Annotated in this window: 18 protein-coding genes; 2 read left to right on the top strand and 16 right to left on the bottom strand. The window is 32.1% G+C overall.

The genetic code is table 11. The features are described from left to right. Nucleotides 1-179: 179 nt before the first annotated feature. A complete protein-coding gene (selD, locus tag ABF633_RS13985) occupies nucleotides 180-1,217 on the bottom strand; it encodes a selenide, water dikinase SelD (protein WP_415524505.1) in 1,038 nt (345 codons plus the stop codon). A gap of 95 nt (nucleotides 1,218-1,312) precedes the next feature. Further along, nucleotides 1,313-2,179, bottom strand: coding sequence for a diaminopimelate epimerase (gene dapF, locus ABF633_RS13980; protein WP_415524504.1), 867 nt, complete (start codon nucleotides 2,177-2,179; stop codon nucleotides 1,313-1,315). Nucleotides 2,180-2,474: 295 nt separating this feature from the next. On the opposite strand from dapF, the gene ABF633_RS13975 reads away from it, so the two are divergent. After that, nucleotides 2,475-3,611 (top strand): aminotransferase class V-fold PLP-dependent enzyme, encoded by a 1,137-nt coding sequence (locus tag ABF633_RS13975; RefSeq protein WP_415524503.1) that lies wholly within the window; start codon nucleotides 2,475-2,477, stop codon nucleotides 3,609-3,611. Between the two features lie 129 nt (nucleotides 3,612-3,740). Here ABF633_RS13975 and ABF633_RS13970 read toward each other — a convergent pair whose 3' ends face one another. The 8 genes from ABF633_RS13970 to ABF633_RS13935 form a co-directional block, all read right to left on the bottom strand. Beyond that, nucleotides 3,741-4,508 (bottom strand): acyl-CoA dehydratase activase, encoded by a 768-nt coding sequence (locus ABF633_RS13970; RefSeq protein WP_415524502.1) that lies wholly within the window; start codon nucleotides 4,506-4,508, stop codon nucleotides 3,741-3,743. Between the two features lie 77 nt (nucleotides 4,509-4,585). Continuing rightward, on the bottom strand, nucleotides 4,586-5,737 hold the full coding sequence (locus ABF633_RS13965) for a double-cubane-cluster-containing anaerobic reductase (protein WP_415524501.1): 1,152 nt from the start codon (nucleotides 5,735-5,737) through the stop codon (nucleotides 4,586-4,588). Nucleotides 5,738-6,105: 368 nt separating this feature from the next. Further along, the gene (locus ABF633_RS13960; protein ID WP_415524500.1) at nucleotides 6,106-6,486 is read right to left on the bottom strand and encodes a RidA family protein; all 381 of its coding nucleotides are present in this window, start codon (nucleotides 6,484-6,486) and stop codon (nucleotides 6,106-6,108) included. A gap of 423 nt (nucleotides 6,487-6,909) precedes the next feature. Then, complete coding sequence (gene xdh, locus ABF633_RS13955; RefSeq protein WP_415524499.1) at nucleotides 6,910-9,483, bottom strand: selenium-dependent xanthine dehydrogenase; 2,574 nt, start codon at nucleotides 9,481-9,483, stop codon at nucleotides 6,910-6,912. A gap of 34 nt (nucleotides 9,484-9,517) precedes the next feature. Continuing rightward, complete coding sequence (gene dpaL / locus ABF633_RS13950; protein ID WP_415524498.1) at nucleotides 9,518-10,744, bottom strand: diaminopropionate ammonia-lyase; 1,227 nt, start codon at nucleotides 10,742-10,744, stop codon at nucleotides 9,518-9,520. Nucleotides 10,745-11,061: 317 nt separating this feature from the next. Then, entirely contained in the window at nucleotides 11,062-11,538 is a 477-nt protein-coding gene (moaC, locus tag ABF633_RS13945; protein ID WP_415524497.1) for a cyclic pyranopterin monophosphate synthase MoaC, read from the bottom strand. 77 nt (nucleotides 11,539-11,615) lie between these two features. Continuing rightward, nucleotides 11,616-13,361, bottom strand: a complete 1,746-nt coding sequence (locus tag ABF633_RS13940) for an ABC transporter ATP-binding protein (protein ID WP_415524496.1) — start codon at nucleotides 13,359-13,361, stop codon at nucleotides 11,616-11,618. After that, nucleotides 13,354-15,096, bottom strand: a complete 1,743-nt coding sequence (locus tag ABF633_RS13935) for an ABC transporter ATP-binding protein (RefSeq protein WP_415524495.1) — start codon at nucleotides 15,094-15,096, stop codon at nucleotides 13,354-13,356. Before ABF633_RS13935 ends, ABF633_RS13940 begins: the two co-directional genes overlap by 8 nt. A gap of 159 nt (nucleotides 15,097-15,255) precedes the next feature. Between ABF633_RS13935 and ABF633_RS13930 the strand changes: the two genes are divergently transcribed. Beyond that, on the top strand, nucleotides 15,256-16,116 hold the full coding sequence (locus ABF633_RS13930) for a LysR family transcriptional regulator (RefSeq protein WP_415524521.1): 861 nt from the start codon (nucleotides 15,256-15,258) through the stop codon (nucleotides 16,114-16,116). Here the strand turns inward: ABF633_RS13930 and ABF633_RS13925 are convergent. The 6 genes from ABF633_RS13925 to ABF633_RS13900 all read right to left on the bottom strand — a co-directional run bounded on the left by ABF633_RS13925 (nucleotide 16,071) and on the right by ABF633_RS13900 (nucleotide 22,624). Then, nucleotides 16,071-16,331 carry a hypothetical protein gene (locus tag ABF633_RS13925; RefSeq protein ID WP_415524494.1) on the bottom strand — a complete coding sequence of 87 codons (261 nt, stop codon included), beginning with the start codon at nucleotides 16,329-16,331 and terminating at the stop codon, nucleotides 16,071-16,073. The genes ABF633_RS13930 and ABF633_RS13925 overlap by 46 nt on opposite strands. A 140-nt stretch (nucleotides 16,332-16,471) precedes the next feature. Beyond that, on the bottom strand, nucleotides 16,472-16,963 hold the full coding sequence (locus ABF633_RS13920; RefSeq protein ID WP_415524493.1) for a dinitrogenase iron-molybdenum cofactor biosynthesis protein: 492 nt from the start codon (nucleotides 16,961-16,963) through the stop codon (nucleotides 16,472-16,474). Nucleotides 16,964-16,982: 19 nt separating this feature from the next. After that, on the bottom strand, nucleotides 16,983-18,341 hold the full coding sequence (locus tag ABF633_RS13915; RefSeq protein ID WP_415524492.1) for a nitrogenase component 1: 1,359 nt from the start codon (nucleotides 18,339-18,341) through the stop codon (nucleotides 16,983-16,985). Further along, nucleotides 18,334-19,806, bottom strand: a complete 1,473-nt coding sequence (locus ABF633_RS13910) for a nitrogenase component 1 (protein ID WP_415524491.1) — start codon at nucleotides 19,804-19,806, stop codon at nucleotides 18,334-18,336. Before ABF633_RS13910 ends, ABF633_RS13915 begins: the two co-directional genes overlap by 8 nt. A 567-nt stretch (nucleotides 19,807-20,373) precedes the next feature. Beyond that, complete coding sequence (anfO, locus tag ABF633_RS13905; protein WP_415524490.1) at nucleotides 20,374-20,982, bottom strand: Fe-only nitrogenase accessory protein AnfO; 609 nt, start codon at nucleotides 20,980-20,982, stop codon at nucleotides 20,374-20,376. A gap of 94 nt (nucleotides 20,983-21,076) precedes the next feature. Further along, nucleotides 21,077-22,624 carry a hypothetical protein gene (locus ABF633_RS13900; RefSeq protein WP_415524489.1) on the bottom strand — a complete coding sequence of 516 codons (1,548 nt, stop codon included), beginning with the start codon at nucleotides 22,622-22,624 and terminating at the stop codon, nucleotides 21,077-21,079. Nucleotides 22,625-23,033: the final 409 nt, after the last annotated feature.

Raw genomic sequence — 23,033 nt, 5'->3', positions numbered from 1 at the left:
CTATTTTCTTAGGCATCTTCAAAAAATAACCAAGTCAGTATGCTAGCCTATTTTGAATCCTACTGCGTCAACAGAACCCTCTGATAGCCTAACTATCATCAGAACCTGTTTCCTTGTTGGATTCAAAATATTCGTCGCATCTTTGACTTCTTATTTATTTTCACATGCCTTATTTCACTTCAATTTGTCTGATTTTTAACTACTATATTTACATCTTCTCTGCTTACTACTTCCCCTACAATCTCTGACCTTAACTGAAGCTCATTTAAATCCTTTAACAAAGTTTCCGCCTGCGAACTATCCACGCTTATTAAAAGACCGCCGGAGGTTTGCGGATCAAATAGTATTTCCTCCATGGCAAATTCTATATTTTCAAGTTTTACTTTATCCTTTAAATGATTTCTATTTTTTTGACCTGCTGCCGTTATAAAAAATTCCTTTGCATATCCATAGGCCTCTTCTATATAGGGAATCTTATTTGCAGCTACAGAAATAGTATACCCTTCAGTTACCATTTCATTTAAATGTCCTAGAAATCCAAAGCCAGTTACATCTGTGCATGCACTTATATTGTATTTTTTAGCTTTCTCTGCGGCATATTTATTTAAAGTTTCCATAGACTTTATGGCTTTTTCATAGGCGACTTCACTGGCCTCCCCAATCTTATTTGCCGTGGTTATTATACCTATTCCAAGAGGCTTTGTAAGTATAATTTTATCTCCTATATTACATTTATTATTTGATAATACCTTTTTAGGGCTAATTATTCCAGTAACAGATAATCCATATTTAGGCTGATCATCATTTATGGAATGTCCTCCACAGACTATACCTCCTGCTTCCTGAACTTTCTCTGCTCCGCCTCTTAGTATCTCTGCAAGTATTTCTCCTTGAAGCTTTTCTGGGAAACAAACGATATTAAGCGCTGTTTTCACTTCTCCCCCCATAGCATAGATATCACTAAGGGCATTAGCTGCGGCAATTTTCCCGAAGGTGTAGGGATCTTCTACTATAGGTGTAAAAAAATCTAGAGTCTGTATTATGGCTATATCTTCCGTAAGTTTATAAACTGCTGCATCGTCACAACTGTCAAAGCCTATTATTAAATTTTCATCGAATCTATTTGGAATTTTTTTAAGTACCTTTTGTAAAAAGCCCGGGGCCAGTTTTGCACTACAGCCTCCGCCACAGGAAAATTCAGAATTATTTGCTCCCATATTACATCACCTGATTTCTAAATATAATATTAACTTAAATTTACTTAGGCATATTCAAAAAATAAATAGGCCAGTATGCTCGTATATTTTATCTATTATTTATTTAAATCTTCTATAAGTTCACTACTCAAAACGCCCTCTGCTATTTGTCTAACTTCACCGGTCATTCTTATATTCCAATTGTCATCTATTTCTATAAGTAATTCTCCACCAAGCATCTTTATTTTAATATTGCCATCAACTAAATTTCTCTTTCTTAAAACACTTGCTACTGCACAAGATGAGCTTCCTGATGCTAAAGTAAAGCCAGCGCCTCTTTCCCATATTAATATTTCCGCCTCATTTCTTGATATAACCTTTGCAAATTGCACATTAGTTCTATTTGGAAATTTGCTGTGATTTTCTATAAGTGTGCCATATTTTTTTATTTCATCAATGCTTAATTCATCCTTTAAAACTACGCAGTGAGGATTTCCCATAGAAACACAATTTATTTCATACTCTTTATCTTCAACTTTTAATTTTTCTCCTATTACTTCATCAGTAGAAAAATTTGTAGGAATTTCTTTTGAATTAAAATTTGCTCTTCCCATATCTACTGAAATTAATTTTGCTTTTTTATTTGAAGTTTCAATAATCTTTGCCTTAACTAATCCTCCCTTAGTTTCAACAGAAAATTCCTCACTGTTAGTAAAACCATAGTCATAAATATATTTACAAAATATTCTTAAACCATTTCCACTTTTTTCTGCTTCCGATCCGTCTGGATTAAAAATTTTAAGTCCAAAATCTGCCTTTGTAGATTTAACATTTAGTAATATTCCATCTGAACCTATTCCAAAGTTTACATTACATATCCTTTTAATTGCCTTTTCTGTTAATTTGAAATTTATATTTTCCTCATCTAAAACAATATATTCATTTCCCAATCCGTGAGTTTTTACAAAACTATTTATACTCATCTTTATCTCCTCCTGCTATAATTTTTAATTTTAACTTTATAAGACATTTACTAATTTCTCAGACACTAAAAAACTAAAATATATCTATCAAAAATTTATTTTAAACTTAAATTCATTATTAATCCAGTAAAACATTAATAAAAATCAATTCTCTTTTAAAAATCTATAAATAGATCTTAAAAATTAATACTTACAGCACTTACTCACCTAGTTTAATTATTAAAAATTAAGATATCCCCCATTTATGTAATGATTTTAAAAGCATGATATAATAATTGCAAAGGAGGATTAACTAATGATTTACTTTGATAATGCAGCTACAAGTTTTCCAAAGCCACCACAAGTTTCAAAAGCAGTATTTAATGCTATAAATACCCTTGGGAATCCATCAAGGGGCGGCTATAAACTATCTCTAGATGCTTCAAGAAAAGTTTATACTGCAAGAGAAAAAATTGCAAAATTATTCAACCTAGATAACCCATTAAATGTTGCCTTTACTTCAAATGCCACAGAAAGCCTAAATATTGCCATAAAAGGTTCCTTCAAAGCAAATGATCACATAATAACTACATCAATGGAACACAATTCCGTGCTAAGACCTATTTACGAAATTAGAAAAAAAGGTGTTCAGATTTCTATTATAAAATGTGATAAAAAAGGCTTATTAGATTACTATGAATTAGAAAATAAAATAAAAGAAAATACTAAAGCCATAATCTGTACTCACGCTTCAAATCTAACAGGCAACCTAATAGATATTAAAAGAGTAGGCAAAATATGTAAAGATCATAATCTATTATTCATATTAGATGCTTCTCAAACTGCTGGTGTTTTCCCAATTGACATGAAAGCTGACTACATTGATATACTCTGCTTTACAGGACATAAATCTCTTTATGGTCCTCAAGGAACTGGTGGAATTTGCATAAATGATACTGTAAATATAGTTCCTTTAAAAACAGGCGGCAGCGGCAGCTTCTCTTTTTCCCAGGAGCATCCAAATACCATGCCTGATGCCCTGGAAGCTGGAACTGTTAACGTTCATGGTATTGCTGGGCTTTTAGCAGGTATTGAATTCATTAAAAACACTGGCATAGATAGAATAAGAGAGCATGAGCTAAATCTTATGTGGCAATTTTATAATGGAATTAAGGATATCCCAAAGATTAAAATCTATGGTGATTTTTCTACTACCCAGAGAGCCCCCATTGTATCCCTTAACATAGCTTCCTATGACTCAAAGGATATAAGTCAGGAATTAGCGGATACTTATGATATATGTACCAGATCTGGTGCTCACTGTGCCCCTTTAATGCACAAGTCCTTAGGTACGGAAAATCAAGGTGCTGTTAGATTTAGCTTTTCACATTTTAATAATTCAGAGGAAATAAATACTGCTATCAGTGCTATAAAGAAGTTATCAAATGCTTAATCACCTCCGAGATAATTACAATTATTATCTTCATCTCAGAGTGCATTTCAGTAATTAGGCTAAGGCACATTCAAATAAATAACTAGCCAGTATGCTAGTCTATTTTCATATGCCTAATATCCAAAACAGTTATTCATATTTAATTTTATTATATCCTATTATGGCTGCACCAATGGCGCCTGCATACTGAGATACGGGTGAGGTTTCAATTTTTGTATTAAGAAATCCCTCAACCTTCTTTTTCAATTCCTCACTTCCGCTGAGCCCTCCTGTGAAAAAAACTACATTTTCAATACTTAATTTAGAAACAAAATTAGCTGTTCTCTTAGCTATAGCAGACAAAATTCCAGATAGAATCTCTTCCCTTGGAATTTCCTGTGCAATTAAACTTACAACCTCAGATTCAGCAAATACAGTGCACATACTGGATATAGCATAGGGTTCTACCCCTTTGGACAGCTGATCTATAGCTTTCACATCTGTATCCAAAGTATTTGCTATTACTTCTAGAAATCTGCCTGTCCCTGCTGCACACTTATCATTCATTAAGAAATCTACTAAATTTCCGTCTTTGTCCAGCTTTATAACTTTACTATCCTGTCCACCTATATCTATTACAGTTCTCACGTCTTCATTAAAATATTTTGCTCCTTTGCCATGGCAGGTAATTTCTGTAATCTTTTTATCTGCAAAATCTGCTAATTCTCTACCGTACCCGGTTGCTACAACATAAGGCTTTTCTTCTAAATTTCTTGATAGTTCCTCATATATATTTAGTAGACTTTGACGCGGCTTTACAGAAGTCTTTTTAATAATTTTTTTTACTATCTTACCGTTATATAAAATACCTTTAGTTGTTGTAGAACCAGAATCTATTCCTATAGAATAAGCCTTCACCTTATCACCTCTCCGCTGCTTTACAAATAAATAGAATTATTAGCTTTAATTAGTAAATACTTGGTCAATAATTTACTCTACAACATTTCAATAAAAGCTGCCATCCTAGTGTTCAATTGACCTATATCAGACTGTGAATAGTCTGTCTCTACAGACATGTATGGAATATTACATTTGTCATTAACAAACCTTTTTATTGAAAGAGTTTCTACTGCATAGGTGTGACATGCCTGAAGTACCACATCTATTACTCCATCTACTTTATACTCATCTATCATTCTTCCAAGTAAATCTAATCTGTTAGGATTAGGTGACATGCAGGAACAACCTATAGACAAATATTTTTCTGTCAAAGCATCAAATATATCTTTATCTTCAGCCACTAAAAGTTCATTAGCCTTAGATACATTGCAATTTTCGAAGGCAACTACATAGGCACCATTATCTTCTATAGCTTTTATAACCTTTTCCGCTGCTCCTCCAATAGGGCAACCTGTTATTAAAATTCTAGGTTTAGATCCTAGTTTTTTACCTTCTTCATAATCTCTTTTAACTTTTTCTTTTAACATGTGTAGTTCCTTTATGGAACTTTCTTTATTAAATTTGAAACCTGCTCCATTTATGACTTTAAATATATCAGAACCTGTGAGAGCTGGTGGCTCTAATTTCCCTAATGAATAGAAATTTTTCAAAGCCATCCTCTCTTTATTTTTAATTTTAATAGCTTCTTTTATTCTCTCTTCAGATATTTTAACATTGAACTTTTCTTCTATGATTTCTTTTAATTTTATGATTTCATTTTTCCAAAGTTCAAAGCTCTTATCTCCATTTTGACTATTAGGCAATTGCATTACATGTACAGACTTAAATTCTCCTAAATATTCGTACATTTTCTTTTTACCATCACAGGTAGTTTCCCCTACAATTAAATCTGAAAAATAAAAATACGGACATTTATCTGTCTTGCCAAAACCATAGCTGCTTTTTATTAGAGGGCAAAGATTTCTTGGTAAATCCTTTTCTGCATCTCCTATAGTTTCATCAGAGGTAGAACATAGAGAAACTACTGCCGCTCCAGCTGCCATAGCTATTTCCTGAGGCATATAAGTGCAAAATGTTCCTATTAATGGTATACCCTTGCCCTTTAAATCTTTTGCTGTAATAAATCCATTTTTTCTAGCTTCTGAAAAACTCTCATATATTTCTGGTAAATCCTTTTTAATATTCATTAAAATCCTCCAATAAGGTAAAAGTAATGTTAAATATATCCGTATATTTTATTACTTAAACAAATAACTTGCTGACTATGAATCAACAAGTTATATTTCTTAATCTTCTATTGAAGCAAGTTCTTAATTCAGGTGGGGATTTTTTTACCCCATCTGAATTTTAGAACTGCAAATGCATGGCTTACTTGGCGTTGAACTCCCACTTGAAGAAAAGCAGAGAACCAAAATCTTGGATTTTGTGTGAATCGCTTTCGCTGTGTGCAAGCAGAGAACCAAAATCTTCGATTTTGTGTGAATCGCTTTCACAGAGTGCGTGGAAGACTTACGCCAAGTTAGTCAGGTTAAAAACTCAATTAATTTCGGGTAAATTACACTTCAGCAATAGCTTCAACTTCTAGTTTTGCATCCAAAGGTAATTTACCTACCTGAAAGCAGGATCTAGCTGGATAATTAGATGTAAAATAAGTAGCATAAACTTCATTTACTGCTGCAAAATCATTTATATCCTTTAAATAAACTACTGTCTTTACTACTTTGTCTAAAGAAGAACCCGCTTCTTCTAAAATAGCTTTTAAGTTTTCAAAAACTCTAACTGAAGCTTCTTTTATATCTCCATCTACAAGTTTTCCTGTTGCTGGATCCAGTGGTATCTGACCTGAAGTAAAAACAAGATTACCCACCTTATTAGCTTGTGAATAAGGTCCGATTGCTCCTGGAGCATTTTTAGTTGCGATTATTTCTTTACTCATTTTCTATTCCTCCATGTAAGGCATGTTCAAAAAATAAACTAGTCAGTATGCTAGCCTATTTTAAATCCTACTACGTCAACAGAACCCTCTAATAGCTCACTATTTTCGGAACCTGTTTCCTTGTAAGATTTAAAATATTCGTCGCATCTTTGACTCCTTATTTATTTTCACATGCCTAATTTTATTTATATCTTAATAAGCAGCCCTAAAGATTATACTTTCTACAGATAAAGCTTTAAGGGCATATTCTTAGATAATCTAATTTGCTATTTTAATATTTTCATAATAAATGAATCTTTAATTTATAAATAAATTTACCTTTATAGATATCCAATTTCATAATTAAATATTATTTTAAGCTGTACGGCTTTCTAATTTTATATCCTAAATCATAAATTTACATATAAAGTTGTTTATCTATAATTACTTCTTACTCTTGCGGTAAGCTGTATCTTCTAAAGGCAATTTTGTTCTAAAAATGCCATCTAATTTATAGTAAGCTCCCTGAACTGCCGGTGCTGTGGGCACCACCACTATTTCCCCTACTCCTTTTGCTCCATATGCCAGCTGCGCTTTATTCTTCTCTACTATTATAGTATCTATTTCAGGAACACTAGTAGCTCTAAAAAGACCTAAAGTTCCAAATTTAGCAGTAGGTATAGAATTCTTTAGCGGGTAGTCCTCTGTGAGTGAATAGCCAAGTCCCATTACAACTCCACCTTCAATCTGACCTTCTACCGTTGTTGGATTAATTGCTCTGCCTACATCATGTGCAGCTATAAATTTCTTTATTAAGCCCTTTTCATCAAGTACCACCATTTGAGTAGCATAACCATAGGCAACATGACTTACAGGATTTGGTTTATCTGATCCCATAGGATCTGTAGCAAAGGAATACTCACCATAGAAATCTTCACCCTCTAATTCCTGAAGAGTCTTAGTGGCCAGAGTTTTTTTCAGCTTTTCCGATACCACTCTAACTGCTTCTCCTGTAAATACAGTTTGTCTTGAAGCTGTAGTAGTACCTGAATTAGGAGTTATAAGAGTATCTGGCTGATCTAATACTGTGAGTTTTGCATCTATTCCTGTGGTTTCACAGAAAATCTGAGTGACAATAGTTCCAAGCCCCTGACCTATACAGGCAGCACTGGTTCTAATATGTACCCTACCATTTATTATAGTAAGCCTGCATCTTCCTATATCCGGGATACCAACACCTACACCACTATTTTTAAGTGCACAGGCTATACCTACATATTCATCTTTTTTAGCCTCATGAAATAAATACTGATCCTTTACTGCCATAAGGGTTTCCTTTAAAGCAGTACCTGCATCTGCAATCTGGCCATTAGGTAGTTCTTGTCCCTCTTCAATAGCATTAATATACCTAATTTCCCAAGGAGATATGCCAACCATTTCAGCTAATTTATTTAAATTACATTCTGTGGCAAAGGCCGACTGAGTAACGCCAAACCCCCTAAAGGCTCCTCCTGGAGGATTATTTGTATACACAGACTTACCCACTATATCTATATTTTGATAATTATAGGGTCCTGCAGCATGAGTACAAGCTCTTTGAAGTACAGGTCCACCTAAAGATGCATAAGCTCCTGAATCTGATATTAAGGTGGCCTTCATACCTGTAAGTATACCATTTTCATCACAGGCTGTAGTAAATTCCATTTCCATAGCATGTCTTTTAGGATGAATAGCTATACTTTCCTTACGTGACAGTATGACTTTAACAGATTTCTTGGTTTTATAGGCAAGTAGTGCCGCATGATGCTGAACACTCATGTCTTCTTTTCCGCCAAAACCACCGCCTACATAGGCACTTTTTACTCTTACATTATTTTCCGGAAGTCCTAAGAGTGCTGTTATTTCATGTTTTTCATCATATACACTCTGACCACCAGTATAAAGCAGCACACCATCACCTTCAGGCATACCTATGGCACACTCCGGTTCCAAAAATGCATGCTCAGTAAAGGGCGTAGAATACTTATATGTTACCACATATTTTGAATTTTTAATAGCTTCCTGGGCATTTCCTCGCTTTAAAACCTCTTTTACCAATATGTTTCCTTTAGGATGAATCTTAGGAGCTCCTTCCCTTAAGCCTTCCTCTGGACTTGTAATTGGTTCCAATTCTTCATATTCAACTTCAATAAGTGCTAAGGCTTCTTTTAGAATTTTTTTTGATGCTGCCGCAACTAACGCAACAGCATCCCCAATATATCTGGTTTCCTCTCCTACTGCAATAAGAGCTGGCCAGTCCTTAACTATATGTCCTAGGTATCTTTCTCCAGGAATATCTTCTGCAGTAAGTACTGCTTCTACCCCTGGGTGACTTAATGCCTTTGCTACATTTATACTTTTAATTAGAGCTCTAGGATATTTTGTTCTAAGAGCTGATCCATAAATCATTCCAGGAATTTTAATGTCATCTACATATTTAGCAGTTCCCAAAGTTTTTCTAATAGCATCTACTCTATGAAATCTTTCCCCCACTTTTCCATCTTCATCTTCTATAGGAAGTGATTTATTTTCTCTTAAAAATTCTGCTGCCATAAGTATTGCCTTTTCTATTTTTACATATCCAGTGCATCTGCATATATTCCCCCTAATAGCCGCCTTAACATATTCAGTAGTAGGATTATTATTTTTATCTATTAAAGCCTTTGCACTTATCACCATACCAGGTATACAAAATCCGCATTGCACTGCACCTGCCTCAGCAAAGGAATAGGCAAATACATCCTTTTCTCTTTGAGACAATCCCTCTACGGTTAGAACTTCTTTACCTTGAACCTTGGATACAGATAATATACAAGCTCTCATAGGTCTATTATCCACAAGCACCATACAAGCTCCACAGGCACCTTCTGAGCAGCCATTTTTTACTGAAATTAAATCCTCACATTCTCTTAAATATTCTAATAAATTTATGTCCTCATTAACTTTTACCTCTATATTATTGAGTATAAATGTATACATTAAATCACCTTCTTTATATACTCATGGAGTTTTTTTATTTATTTTGATACAATCCATCCCAAGTTATTCTTCTGTAATTTTCAGGATCTGTATCTCCTTCTGTACTTATAACAAGTATTCTTGATTTTTCATCTAATTTTAAATTCTCTGCTATTTCCTTTAAAGAACTGTCCTCAAGTATTAAGCTTAGTATCCCCAATCCAACTGCTCCCGATTCTCCAGATACAACTTTAGGATCTCCCTTTAGCGGATTTCCTAGTATTCTCATTCCCCTGGCACTTACATTATCAGGGCATGAAATATACATATCTGCATAATCCCTTAGTATCTTCCAGCCATTTATATTAGGCTCTCCACAGGCAAGTCCTGCCATTATAGTAGGCATATCCCCTGTTACTGCATGAGGACCCCCATCCTTCATAAGTGCAGATTTATATATGCAAGCTGCTTCATTTGGCTCTACCACTGTTGTTATAGGTCTTTCCCCTTTAAACTTTTCTGCTAAATATCCTTCAATGGCTCCTGCAAAAGAACCTACTCCTGCTTGTAAGAACACATGGGTTGGTATTTCTTTGCCCATTTCCTTTACCTGCTCAATTGCCTCATCGATTAAAGTAGCATATCCTTGCATAATCCAATTAGGTATCTCTTCGTAGCCTTCCCAAGCTGTATCCTGTACCATAACGCCATTATTTTCTTCTGCATATTTATTTGCCAGCCTCACAGCATCATCATAATTTAAATCTGTTATACTTGCTTCTGCACCTTCTGCTCTTATGTTCTCAAGTCTTATATTTGATGAACCCTTAGGCATAAATACAACGGATTTTTGTCCAAGTTTATTTGCCATCCAGGCTACTCCTCTTCCGTGATTACCATCTGTAGCTGTAACAAAGGTTATATCTCCTATTTTATCTTTTACTTCTTTAGATATAAGTTTTTCAAAGGATACTTTATCTATATCTTCCCCTATTTTATTGCATATATAATTTCCAAGTGCATAAGATCCTCCTAAAACCTTAAAGGCATTAAGTCCAAATCTATAGGATTCATCTTTTACCATTATTTCATCTACACCTAAATGTGAAGCTAACTTTTTAAGTATATGAAGCGGAGTTCTTTCATAATCAGGTAACGTCTTATGAAAGTTTCTTACTCCATTAACTACATCTTTTGATAAAAATGCTGTAGAAAATTTATTTCCCTCTGCTTCTCTAGCTATCGGATTGGATATCCATCCTATTTCATTATTATTCGTCATAATCTTACAACCCCTCTTTTATCTGATAACTAGCTGTAAATCACACTCAGTAAAAGAATGTGCTCAGCTACTAATTCCTATGAGCTTAATATTAAAGATAGTACTTATACATATATGAATAAGCTTCATTAATATTATCTTTATACATATGTAGCAAAGTCCATGCCAGATAATTAAGGCAGAAGTATTTTATCATCTCATCAAATATTTATTTGTTTTAATAACATTTTGATATTATAAATAAAATAATATCTTCTTGTCATTTTGATAATTTTATATCATTTTGATAATACTATATTTTAAAAAAATCCATATTATCATTCTTCTCTAATATATACTCCAGACTTTCCACCACTTTTTTCCATAAGTCTTATATCTTTAATTACCATGCCCCTGTCTATTGCCTTACACATGTCATATATAGTAAGTGCAGCAGCAGATACTGCTGTGAGTGCCTCCATCTCAACTCCTGTTTTACCTACGGTTTTAGTAGAGCATGTAACATCTACCTTATTTTCCTCAAAGTCTAAATTAAAATTTATATCGCAGCCTGTTATAAATATAGGATGACACATAGGAATAATGCTGGAGGTAGATTTAGCAGCCATTATTCCTGCTACCTGAGCTACTGCCAGTACATCCCCTTTCTTTATAGTACCTTCTTTTATTTTCTCAAGAGTTTCTCTTTTCATGAAAATAGAACCTTTAACTACAGCTTCTCTTTCCGTTTCGGCTTTTGCTCCTACATCTACCATTTTGGCTCTTCCTTCATCATTTATATGAGTAAATTCCATATTATTTCCTCCTAACACCAGTTATTTAATATAACATTATCATCTAATCTTTACTTTGTGCAAAAATTTCTTCTATACTAAATCGCCTCCTCAGCATTTTTAAACTGACTTTCATATAGCCTAGCATAAAGTCCGCCTCTTGCTAATAATTCTTCATGGTTTCCCCTCTCAACAATTTCTCCATTATTCATTACTAAAATTACATCCGCATCACGAATAGTAGAAAGTCTATGAGCTATGACAAAACTGGTTCTTCCCTTCATCATGGAAAGAAAGGCACTTTGTATTTTTAATTCCGTTCTAGTATCAACACTGCTGGTTGCTTCATCCAGTATAAGCATCGGAGGATCTATAAGCATTACTCTAGCTATAGTTAACAGTTGTTTTTGTCCCTCTGAAAGATTTGACCCCGATTCTGTAATAATAGTATCATAGCCTTCTAGAAGTTTTTCAATAAAGCTATCAATGTAGGCAGCTTTTGCTGCAGCTTCAATTTCACTCTGAGTTGCATTTTCCTTTCCATAGGCAATATTGTCCCTTATGGTACCTTCAAATAGCCAGGTATCCTGAAGCACCATTCCAAATAAACTTCTAAGATTATCTCTTTTAATTTCATATATATCAGTTCCATCAATAAATATTTTACCCTTATTTATATCATAAAATCTCATAAGTAAATTTACCATAGTAGTTTTCCCCGCACCTGTAGGTCCAACTATTGCAATTGTACTTCCTTCTTTTATTTCTGCACTAAAATCATTAATTAATGGCACTTCATCTACATATGAAAAGGATACATTGTCAAAACTTATATTTCCATTACACTTTGTAATTTCTTTAGTATTTTCTGCATCGGATACTTCAGGAGTTTCATCTATTACAGAGAATACTCTTTCACAGGAGGCTAGGGCTGCCTGAAGCTGTGTTGCCACGCTGGTTACATTGTTTATTGGCTGTGAAAATTGTGTGGAATAAGTTAAAAAGCTTGAAATTGTTCCTACACTAAGACCGCTTAAAACTGAAAGCAAGCCCCCCACTATTCCAACTAAAGCATAGGTAATATTATTTATATATCTGGTTCCCGGATTTGTTAAGGATGAATAAAACTGAGCCTGCTGGCCGCATTTGTAAAGCATTTTGTTAATCTCATTAAACTTTTTCTCTGATCTCTTTTCATAACCGAAGGCCTTAACTACCTTTTGATTTCCAATAATCTCTTCAATATAACCATTTAATTCTCCCACAGTTTTTTGCTGCTCTTTAAACATTTTATTTGTTCTTCCAGTGATAAATGAAGCTACCAAAAAACATAAAGGTGTCATCACTATGATTACTATGGTTATTTTTACACTTAATGCCAGCATCAATATAAGTGAACTTACTATAGTTATAATTCCAGGATAGAACTGAGTTATTCCCTGAAATAAGCCATCTGAAATAGAATCTATGTCATTAGTAAGTCTGCTCATTATGTCTCCATGGGCATTTCCATCAAAATATTTAAGTGGCAGTGTACTAATTTTACTAAAGGCCTGATTCCTTATATCTCTTACAGTATTAAAAGCTACAATATTAGCTATAACCGTAAATATCCATGTAAATAAGGCACTGATTATATATACTATACCTAAAATAATTATAACTTTTAAAAGATTATTAAAATCTACTTTTCCCTTTCCAATAATTCTATCTATACCTTTTCCTACAATAAAAGGAATAAAGGCTATTAAAACATTACTGATAAGTGCACATATAAGGGCCATAAACATATATACTTTATACTTTGCAATGTATTTAAATAATCTTAATAAATTACTATTCATCTTTATCACTCTCCTTTGAAAGCTGAGAATTACAAATTTCCCTATATACATCAGAATTTTTCATTAACTCCTCATGACTTCCAACTCCAGAAACTAATCCATTATCTAAGACTATTATCTTATCTGATGCTTTTATTGTACTTATTCTCTGACTAACCATAATAATAGTCATTCCCTCTGTATTTTTCCTAAGATCACTTCTAAGTGCTGCATCAGTGGCATAATCCAAAGCACTTAGACTGTCATCCATAATCAATATTTCTGGTTTACGCACAATGGCTCTTGCTATAGTGAGTCTTTGTTTTTGTCCTCCTGAAAGATTCACTCCTCCCTGTGATACATTTGTTTCGTACCTTAATGGAAGCTTTTCAATAAATTCTGATGCCTTACTAATCTCAGCTGCTTTTTTAATCTCTTCTATACTGGCATCTTCTTTTCCCCATTTTATATTTTCCAAAATTGATCCTGAGAACAAAGCTGCTTTTTGAGGCACTAAGCCTATTTTATTTCCAATTTCTTCTTTAGGATATTCCGCAACATCAATTCCATTAATAAAAACTTTTCCTTCTGAAGCATCATAAAGTCGCGGAATTAAATTTATAAGAGTTGTTTTACCAGAACCGGTACCCCCTATTATTCCAACAGTCTCACCTTTTTTTATATCAAAGGAAATATTGCTTATAGAATTTTTTTTAGAATTTTTATATGCAAAAGAAACATTTTCAAATTTTATTAAACTTCTATTTTTATTTGATAATTTATCTACTAACAGCTTATCCTTATATTCTATACTTGGATTTGTATCAAAAATTTCATTTACCCTGGCAGCACTTGCAGCTGCTTTTGTAAACAATACAATGAGATTGGCAACAATGATGAGAGCTGATAGTACCAAAGTGGTATAATTTATGTATGCAATAATCTTTCCTCTTGTAACGAATCCATTATTTACCCTAATACCTCCAAACCACAATATAAATAAAACTGAAAAATTCATTATTATACTTGTGGCAGGATTCATCAAAGCTGATATCTTACCAACCCTAATGGATGTATCCGTCTGATCTTTATTGGCATTTTTAAATCTTATTTTTTCATAATCCATTTTTGAAAATGCTCTTATAACCCTTATTCCTGATAAATTTTCTCTTAATATTAATGCCAATTTATCTAATTTTCTTTGAACTGTTTTATAGATAGGAAGGGATCTGCTCATTATCATGTATATGGCAAAGGCAATTATAGGCATGGATAAATACATTATGGATGAGAGCTTTACATCTAAAAGCATTGCCATTATAATTCCACCAAGACATAAAAAGGGCACTCTTATGGCAAGTCTCATAAACATTGCCAGTGCTAATTGCAGCTGATTTATGTCATTTGTAACACGATTTATTAAAGAGGATGTACCAAATTCATCAATTTCACTATAGGATAGAGTACCTATCTTATTAAATAATTTTTCTCTTAGAATTGTTCCAAAGCCCTGAGATGCTATAGAAGCAAAATATTGACAGGTAAAGGCAGACGTAACCCCTAACGTAGCTATGACAATCATTATGCCGCCTATTTCAAGTATATAAGGTATACTTCTAATTTTTATGCCCTTATCTACAATTAGAACCATTATCGTGGGCATTAATATTTCAAGTATGGCTTCTAACAATTTAAATATTGGTCCCAAAATAATTTGTTTTTTATATGGTTTAGCAAATCTCAATAGTTTAAACAAAGTGTAACCCCCTTAGATGTTACGCATCTTCCACTCATTATGTTCAGATGCCTTGAATATTTTTTACATTTCTTTTATCATTATATCAAACATAAATATATATAAAAAATACATAATATGTATCTGTTATATACAATTTCTATATAGGAAGTGATTATTATAGATATCAAACAATTAAAATATTTTTACACCATAGTAGAAGAGGGGCAGATAACTAATGCCGCAAAAAAACTTCATATGGCACAGCCGCCTTTAAGTTATCAATTAAAAAATCTTGAAAATGAATTAGGTGTAAAGCTTGTGGAAAGGGGAAGCCGAAATATTAAATTAACTGCTGCGGGACTTATGCTTTATAATCGTGCCAAACAAATATTGAATTTAACAAAAATTGCTATAGATGAACTTAAAGATTTCAACGAAGGCCTTCAGGGAACTTTATCTATAGGAACAGTTTCCTCCTCTGGTTCCTCATTACTGACTAATAGATTAAATGAATTTCATAATAAATATCCTTCCGTAAATTTTGAAATATATGAGGGGAATACCTATAAACTGCTGGAAATATTAAATAGAGGCATAATTGAAATTGCAATCGTAAGAACACCTTTTAGCACAACAGGCATAAATCACATTTATTTACCTAAAGAACCTATGATAGCTGCTATGGTTGAAAATTTCAATTGGAATGATAAAAAGATTATTAAAATAGATGAGTTAAAAGATAAACCTTTGATTTTTTACAGACGATTTGAAAAAATTATATCTGAGGCCTGTGAAAATTCTGGCTTTCAGCCAAAAGTTTTCTGCAAAAATGAGGATGCAAGAACATCCTTACTATGGGCAAATGCAGGCCTTGGAATAGCCATAGTTCCAAAATCTTCTCTTAAACTTATAGGTTCCTCAGATTTACTTTATAAAGAAATTGATGACATATCTCTAACAACTCAAATAGCTGCCATATGGATGAAAGAGGGTTATCTTTCCCCTGCTGCAAAAAATTTTTTAGATACTTTTATATGATAAATAAATATTAATAAACGTGGTGTTGCTTGATTCTCCCTTATACGGGAGTAAGTCGAATATAAATCTGTTAAATCCATCTCCTCTACAAACTGACTTAGCAAATGCACCGAATCATTATCTGGAATCATGTAATCAATATTTAATGGAAGTTTTAATTGATAATTTTCACGATTTGAAGTATAATTTTTGTGTAAATTAATGTATTTGGTCATATATTAATTTTACCATAAATCTTTCACTCTTCCGAGTGGGAGATTTATTTTTTATACAAAAAACTGTCGCACTAATTTTTTTAGTGCAACAGCCCCTTTATTTTATAATTACGATTAAATTATTTAAAAATTAATGATTATTATATTGCCTTCGTTCTTTTTAAATAAGTATATAATTTTGGTAAGGCTTCTTCGATTGTGCCATCATTTTCAAAAGCATGCAACCCACTGAATATTAACATCTTTTCAGCTTTATTGCCAATTTTATTTACTAAAACGGCATCATATTTTGAAAGCAGACTTATCCTTCCAATTAATTGAGAATCATCATGTCCTCCAGAGCATGAACCACCTCCACAGCTACCTTGAGAACTACTGCCACAGCCACTTTGCGAACCACTACCACAGCCTCCACCAAAACTTCCACTGTGGGTTCCATCTAAACTACGTACTTTTTTTGAACTATATTTTTTACTTTCAGTGATTATGTCTTCTTCCTTAATATCACATGTTTCAACATACTGGCTAGTACCATCTTCAAAGATTTCAAATACATAAAATTTATTTCCACTCCCAAAATGTTGATCAATAACCTTTCCATCACTGCTTCCTACAGCAATTTTAATAGACATAAATATTTCCTCCTTTAGTCTATATAGATATAGCGTTAACTCTTTGATTGAAATTCTTATTACTTAAAATAGAAGAGTAAATTTCTTCAATAAGATTTAATCCCCCAGTATAACCAATATAAGTTTTATTTACAATTAGTTTATCTAAAATTGGATTACTTATATAAACTACTGGTGCATTTAAATCTTCAGATAACTTATCTTCCCAGGTGCTTCCTAAAATGAGAGTTTTTCTAGGAATATTTACATCATTTCTTATTATTTTTTCTATAGATCCCCCATCAGTTTCAAAAAATACCTTTCCTTTATATTCCTCATGAATTCCTTCAAATATATTAGTAACATTATCTTTATATTTTTCTGGAACATTATCTATTAAAAAAGCACCCTTAGGAACATATCCTAATTCATTAATTAGGAAATTGCTGGCACCTATTGCATAAGCAGAATCAGCAATAGTATACAATTCAAAGGGTAATCCTGCCCTTGATTCAGCTATAAAATCACCAATATCTAAAAAGTATTTATAAAATGAAAATTCCTCTTCCTTTATTACTTGTTCAACCTTATCTTTATCAAGATTTGCAAACTCTCCAACAGTTCTTAAAAATTTACTAGTTGCAGCAGCTCCAACAGGCAACTCTTGATAATGAAGAAATTTAGTTCCAAATTTTCTTTCAAGAAGTTTTGCCGCCTTTAATCCAACCCATGGGTTTAGCACTAAATTAAATTCTGCATTAGGAATATCCTGCCACTCTTCAATACCTTTACTCTCATACCCAAAAAGTATATTTACTTCTAAGCCTATAGCAGTTAAAATTCTTTTTATTTCCTTTAAGTCGCCTCTCCAAAATGGATCTTGATTTGGAACAACTGAAAATACATTTACTAAGCCCTTTCTAACCTTTGGCTTAGCATCTCCTATGTATTGTTCAATTATGCTTTTTATGACAAGTTCATGACCTACGTAGTTACTTCCTTTGAAACCTGCTGTTTCTGCATTAATAACTGGTTTTCCCTCTCTTTGATATTTACTAGCTATAGATATAACATCATCTCCAACTATATCTGCTGTACATCCTGTCAAAACCACAAATAAATTACCCTTAAGTACCTTTAATGCACCATCAATTGTTTCATCAAGTTTCTTCTCTCCACCAAAAACTATATCCTTTTCTGACGAATTTGTACAAGGTATGTGGGTTCCTCCAAAATCACTTTCTCCTTGATAGCCTGCTGATGTAGTTAAATACAATGAAACTTTATTACTGCAGCCAGGTCCACAGTGTAAAACTGGTACTGCTCCTCTTATTGCAAGAACTGTGTGTTGTGCGCCTATTGCACAAGTATATCTTGGCTGTTCAATTACGTTACCCAAGTTGCTTTCCTCCCTTTGCAAATGTAAATGAGTCCTGCTTTGACCACCAATCCGTATATGGTGACTCAAAATGTTTAGCTAATGTTTCAACATATTTTTGGGTTCTTATTGCCTCATAAACTTTTTCTCCTAAAGCAATTACTCCATCATAGCCTATTATCATGTTTGGATCAGCTAAATGAAAAGCTGGGATGCCTAATTTATTAATTACTACTGCAATTCCTGGATGCCTTACAAGTACAAAATCAGGTTTAAATTCCTTTAGTATATTTGTAAATTGATAAGGCTGCTTATTAGTTACACAATAATTTTCAACATCTCCAATATGCTTTAACATGTTCCCTACTGTATTAAGTTCTTGATAATCGTTATCATAAGCTTGGTCATGGTGAAAAGCTACCGCTCCTATTACTTCAAGTCCTAGGGAATCAGCAACACTTACATAGCTTTGAACAATTGAATCTCCAGCCATAATATATATTTTCTTTCCCTTTAGCTTTTCTCTAAGATCGTCCAATTTGGGCTTAATTTTCTCATGTTCTTCCTTTATTACTTCTTCAACTCTTTCTTCCTTATTTGTCAATCTCCCTATTTCTCTTAACCATTCATCAGTCCACTTTATTCCTGTTGGAACAGGTGCCCTAACCTCAGGTACATCAAATTCACTTTCTAAAGCCGCTGCCACATATGAAGCTAGAGTTTCACATATGTTTGCTGTTGCCACTGCATCTGATATATTCTCAATTTCTTCAATAGTTGAAAATGGGAATAAATATCTTGGTTTTAAATCAAGTTTTCCTAATAAATCATCAAATACGTGAGCTCCCTGAAAATTAATAATATTTATATAATTAGTCTTTTTACTAGACTTCTTAACTATCTTTCTTAATATTGCATGCCCAGATGCATCAAAACCAGTTGTCCAAACTTTAGATTTAAATCCTTCACAATAAACAGGTACAACATTAATACCCGTTTCTTTGCTTAAATTATCTGTTAAACTTTCTAAATCTTCCCCAATAATTCCTGAGGCACAGGAGGCAGTTACAAATACTACCTTTGGATTAAATCTTTCTTTTGCAAGCAGCACAGCTTCTCTTAATTTACTTGCCCCACCATATATGGTGTCTTTTTCTTCAAGATTTGTACTTATAGCTTTAAAATTTCCAACATCTATTCCTCTCAAGGCAGATCCTCTTCTAATATTATTCTGCGCCGTAGCAAAATCCGATGCGCAGCCAATTGGTGCATGATTTATAACTACGGATCCAATAATATTTGATACAATTCCAAAAGCACAGGAAGATGAACAAGCTCCGCACTGACTAAAACTTCTTTCCTGTGGTTTTATACTACGCTCTAGAGATTTTTCATAAATATCTTGTGCAGAGCCATTATAGGATATAATTGCCCCTAATCTCTTATCTCTTATATCCAGTTCTGGTAAATTTAGATTTATTGCCATTTAAATCACCTCTTCATTTTTCTATTAATTCCTTGTTATAACCCTCTAATTCAAATATTTACATTGAAGCAAGTTCTTAATTCAGGTGGGGATTCTTTTACCCCATCTGAATTTTAGAACTGCAAATGCATGGCTTACTTGGCGTTGAACTCCCACTTGAAGAAAAGCAGAGAACCAAAATCTTGGATTTTGTGTGAATCGCTTTCGCTGTGTGCAAGTAGAGAGCCCAAATTTTAATTTGGTGCGAATCACTTTCACAGAGTGCGTGGGAGACTTACGCCAAGTTAGTCAGGTTAAATCAACTGTAATCTTCAAAAGTATTTTGTAAAGTCTTTACAAAGTAGAATGTAATAATGGTTAAATTTTAAATTACAACTAAAAAAAGGAGCACAAAATTCAATAAAGAATATTTGTCCTCCGGTTTTCCAGTTAGAAAATAATCATTTCCATATTTTTCAACTAATAATACTATATAGTAAACTGTTGATTTATATCCATGTTTGCATATATGTTTTATATGATTTTCAGTTTATCTTATTGCTTATCTATTGTCAATGGTTTTTAATTTTATTTAGGATAAACTTTTATCTTAACTAAACCTTCACTTATAAACTCAGCATAAAATCTTAAATTCAATTTTTTAAATTTATCTTCAAACCAACGTGGCACATGAGTGCAGTAAATTTCCAATTCTTTAAACTTGACATTTTGAAAAAATGGCAAAAGTACCTGTTTTGAACTAACTTTCTCATTCCCTTCCATAACAGTTCTAAGATCTATATAATAATGTGCAGGTGTCTCTCTTTCTATTGGTGTCGGAGCTTCTTCTATGCTGATTTTTTCAATCTTCTCTTCCTGCTCTCTTCTAAATACATATTCCAAAAACTCCTCTGGCATTCCATCTATGGTCCAGATATCAAATTCCATACAATCTAAAACTGTATAAAAAACACCTTTAACTTCTGATGCTATTATGACCTTGCATTTATCCAAGGATTCAGCCATATCTCTCATTTTTTCACATATTATATCTTTATCAATTATATTAGTAATATCAAATGGAATTTTCTTTATAATCTGCCATTTTTCTTCTTCTTTTGAATATACATTTATTATGCCACTTTCATTAAAAGATATTGTTTTACCATTATCATTTACAAATACAGCTATCTCCATAAATATTTCAATTTATCAGCAATTGTTTTAGACATCTTCAAAGAAATAAATAGTCAATATGCTAGCTTTGACTTATTATTTATTTTTAGGCGCCTTAATCTGATAAATTTGCCTTCCCCCCTATGTCGCATTTTTTTAATTCTTCAATAATTTCTTCTTCCACAAGGTCTATGTTTGTTTTTCCAATATATCCAAACTTAATTTGATTTATTCTTATAACTTTCATAGCTTTATTATATGTAGAGTGACTCATGAGCCCTGTATAGAAAAATACATAATCTACACTTTTTAAAATACTTATATCAAAATTTTCATTAAATCCATTTAAGGTACGTATTTCATTGTATTTTTCTTTAAATCTCATTCTCCAATATTTGCTTCCACCTATTATTAAAATATTTTTATCTTTAATATAATGATCCAAGGTTTTATCAGACTTAATAGGAATATATTCATTTTTCACCTGAAACATGTATTCTCTTAAATTATTTAATTCATATCTGTATTCTCTTTCTCTATCCAATTGATCTTGAAGAATTCTTATATCTTTCTTTATCTCAAATATTTCAGAATTATGATTTTTATTTAATTTATTTATTTCACTATTTAATGTTTTATCAAATACCGCTTTTTCATTTTTAAGAGATTTTATTTCCATTTCCATCTCTTTGTTTTCACTTTCAAGACTATTAACTTTTTTTTCTAAAGAATGTAATTTAAAATATAAAGTTTCCTGACTATTTTTAAAATAAATGTCTCTGGATTTTTTATATTCATTAATAAAAGATTGTACATAAATACCATTGATAACAGCTTGAATTATATCCTTAAGCTTTAATTTTTTATCATTGCCTTTTATACAGGCCAAAATTATATTATCAATATTTACATCTTGAGATTTATCAAAAAACTGAGTGATATCAATTTTATTTATCATAAAAATATTTTCTATTATTCCATCTATGTCTATAACATCATCATTTTCAGAACGCAAAATATCATTATAGTTTAGAAATTCACCATATGTTTCTTTTACCAAAGACTTAATGTCCTGTATTTCTCTATAATTATCTTCTACCTCTTTATCTATATTTGTTGTCATTGGACTATACATAGAATAATTTTTTATATCATTAATAATAAAGGATATGTGATTATAATCTATTTTTTTTGTATAACAGTACATAACAAAATATAAATATACTGCACCATCAAGTCTTTTTTCCGTGGATATGTCAACTATATCCATACCCAAATATTTTGTTATCAGTTCTTTATTACTGCACTTTTTTACAGCACGATAAATTAAATAATAATGCTTGCGGAGTAATTTAATAATTTCATTTCTTAAGCTTTTATCTTTTTCTGCAACCAAAAGTACTCCAAGCATTCTCCTAGCATGAATTTCCTGTTCTAATGAACCTTGACTCATTATAACATTATCAATACATGTAGAATTTCTATAAGCATCATAATATTTTAATTTATCAGCCTTGTACAATCTTTCTATATCATTTCTCATTTCTTTGTTTCTTGTAAGCCCTACACTTATATTCACCAGTATATAATCCTTCAGAATATTCGAATGCAAATTCCATTTATCTTCGATGTCGTCATAGAAGCATTCTACATTCATATACATCTTTTAGCACATCCTTTAAATATAAGAAAAATCAATATTTAAAGCTTCTTAATAAATGATTTTTCTGATAAAATATTTTAATATAATATAAACGAGGTGGTAGTAATTAGATAAATTTTATATTTATCTAGAAAAAAAGAAAAAATAAGATATAGACATTCCATTTTTAAAATTTACATAAAATGAATTTCTAGTTATATCTTATATCTTAGTTATATATATTTAATTATATTTTATTTTTTATAAAAAGTCAATAATCCTTGAAATTTATAATCAAATTACTATTTTTTGTTTGTTTTAATGATAATATAATAATTATCAACATTTTTTATTTTATCTACAGAGATTCGTTTCATTATTGAAGCAAGTTCTTAATTCAGGTGGGGATTCTTTTACCCCATCTGAATTT

Origin of the sequence: Clostridium sp. (assembly GCF_047718555.1) — a bacterium.
GTDB lineage: Bacteria > Bacillota > Clostridia > Clostridiales > Clostridiaceae > Clostridium_I.
The sequence above is the reverse complement of the archived record's forward strand: the minus strand, read 5'-3'. Positions and strand labels throughout refer to the sequence as shown.